This is a genomic window from Aeromonas sp., from assembly GCF_051657805.1.
Classification (GTDB): domain Bacteria; phylum Pseudomonadota; class Gammaproteobacteria; order Enterobacterales; family Aeromonadaceae; genus Aeromonas.
Map to the genome: position 1 here is coordinate 1 of NZ_JBOFLJ010000053.1, position 1,926 is coordinate 1,926.

At 61.2% G+C, this 1,926-nt stretch carries 2 protein-coding genes; both read right to left on the reverse strand.

The features are described from left to right. Positions 1–38: 38 nt before the first annotated feature. Positions 39–956, reverse strand: a complete 918-nt coding sequence (locus ACRCYW_RS15930) for a carbohydrate ABC transporter permease (RefSeq protein ID WP_438551023.1) — start codon at positions 954–956, stop codon at positions 39–41. Then, positions 953–1,926, reverse strand: a 974-nt coding sequence (locus tag ACRCYW_RS15935; RefSeq protein WP_438551024.1) for a carbohydrate ABC transporter permease, incomplete at its 5' end; no start/stop codon positions are given. The genes ACRCYW_RS15930 and ACRCYW_RS15935, both read right to left, overlap by 4 nt.

Consider the following 1,926-nt stretch of genomic DNA (forward strand, 5'->3'; position numbering starts at 1 on the left):
ACATCGGCGGGGAGGTGGGGGTGGATGCCCTTGAGCATTTATTTGATTGCCCCTGCGGCCATGCCCTTGATGATGAAGCGTTCCAAGGCGATGCCGATGATGATCAGCGGCAGGATGGCGGCGAATGACAGCGCGGCCATGGACCACCACGAGATGCCCTGCGATCCGGTCTGGCTCGCCACCATCACGGGCCGGGTGTTGGAATTGGTGGAGGTCAAGAGGGCGGCGAAGAAGTATTCGTTCCACGTCAGCACAAGCGACAGGATGAAGGCCGCCACCATGCCGGGCAGGGCGATGGGCAGGATGATGGTGAAGAAGGCACCCCAGATGGACAGGCCGTCCACAAGTGCTGCCTCTTCCAGTTCTGTGGGGATCGACTCGAACTGGTCCTTCATGATCCAGATGACGATGGGCAGCACGGTGAGCGTGTAGAGCAGGATCAGCCCGATGCGGGTGTCCAAGAGGTCCACCTCGCGGTAGAGCACGAGGAAGGGCAGGGCGAGCACGACGGGGGGCAGGATGAGCTGGGAGAGGAAGAAGAAGGAGATGTCATTGTTCTTCATCCAGCCGAACTTGTAGCTGAAGCGCGAGAGGCCATAGGCGGCGAGTGAGCCGAGGGCGACGGCAAGTGCCGACGCCGAGAAGGACACGATGACGGAGTTCATGAACCGCCGGAAGAACTCCGTGCGCGGGGTGCTTTCGGAGCCGATGGTATCGGGCGAGAGGCCAAGCGCGCGCCAGCCGAGCCATGCGGGCTGATAATCCACAAAGGGGATCAGCGCGCCTTTCATGACATTGGGGGCCATCTTGAAGCTGGTGGTGATGGTCCAGTAGATCGGAAACAGGCAGATGATGGCCCAGAGGATCAGGATGCCGTAGACGGCTACGCGGCTGGCATACCACTTAACGCGGAACGAGGTGTCCGTGGGGCTGTCCTTGAATATCTGCGCGGTCATGTCCGCGGCCTCGCGTATCGGTCGGCCAGCTTCATCAGCAGGGTCATCGCGATGATGATGATCACAAGGTAGACCATGGCCAGCAGCGTGCCGTAGCCGACGTTGGAGCGGTCCCGGTACTCACGGAAGATGAAGCTGGTGACGGTATCCGTAGCCCCGCCCGGCCCGCCGGAGGTGACGTTGATGACGATGTCGGCGAGTTTGAGTTTGAAGATGATGCGGATCAGGATGGCGGTGATGGATACCGGCAGCATGAGGGGAAAGGTGATTTCCCAGAAGGACTTCCAGCCCGTTGCTCCATCAACCTTCGCGGCCTCGGTCAGCTCTTTCGGGATGGCCTGCAGGCCCGCAAGGATCATGATCATCATGAAGGGGCTGAAGGTCCAGGCGTCCATCACCATGATCCAGAACCGCGCAACTTCGGGTGATCCGAAGAAACTGGGGTTTTCCCAGCCCAGCCAGCGCGCAAGGCGGGCGATGGGGCCGAAGCGGACCTCCAGCATGGATTTGCCGATCATCCAGGACACGGCGACGGGCGACAGCATGAGGGGCAGAAGGAAGGCGACGCGAAAGAACTTGCGGGCGCGGATCTGGCCGTTGAGAAGGAGTGCCAGGCCAAAGGCGATGGCGTATTCGACAATGATGGCAAGGGTATACCAGACCATGTTGGTCAGGGCGTTCCAGTAAAAGGGGTCGTTCCACATCTGCACGAGGTTGGCGGTGCCGTTGAACTGGCGGCCTGTGGGGCTGGAGAGGTTCCAGTCGGACAGGGCGATGAGGATGCCGAAAAGCAGGGGGAAGACGGTCAGCGAGATGACGAAGAGGGCGGCGGGGAGGACGAAGAGGACGCGCTTTCCCGCCTCGCCTTTGATCAGCACCTGCGCGCAGCAGAGCGCGATGGCCCAGGTCACATAGGCGTAGAGCGTGGGCCGCCAGTTGGTAAAGCCGTAGTCAGCGTGACCCAGAGACT